General features: G+C 68.1%; 1 protein-coding gene. It reads right to left on the reverse strand.

Going from position 1 to position 383, the window contains the following annotated elements:
- Window positions 1-383, reverse strand: a 383-nt coding sequence (locus EN852_RS35990; RefSeq protein ID WP_281407835.1) for a molybdopterin dinucleotide binding domain-containing protein, incomplete at both ends; no start/stop codon positions are given.

The following is a 383-nucleotide window of genomic DNA, read 5'->3' on the forward strand; positions in this document are numbered from 1 at the left end:
CTGTCACGGGCGGAACCGGCCCGGTAAACCGCGACACCTGAACCAGTGTCGAATTGCAGGTCGGCGACTGCGCGAGACGCGACGTGCCGCGATCGGGTGTCAGCACATTTGGATTGCCGTGCTTTTCGAGGCCTTCCGGCTCGCCTGGGCGGGCCGGATCGAACCAGGCCCCGGTCGGCAGTTGCACGACGCCGGGGATCAGACTGTCGGTCACCACGGCGCCGGCAAGGCATGATCCGCGCTCGTTGAAGACCAGGACCACCATACCGTCCGCGATGCCGCGCGCCACGGCGTCCTCGCGGTTGATCAGCAGCGGCGCGCGGTCCGCGACCTTGCTCGCCCGGCTGACCGAGCCGTGATCGTACTGGCTGTGCAGCTTGTCC

The sequence above is a fragment of the Mesorhizobium sp. M2E.F.Ca.ET.209.01.1.1 genome (genome assembly GCF_004010375.2).
Taxonomy (GTDB): Bacteria; Pseudomonadota; Alphaproteobacteria; order Rhizobiales; family Rhizobiaceae; genus Mesorhizobium.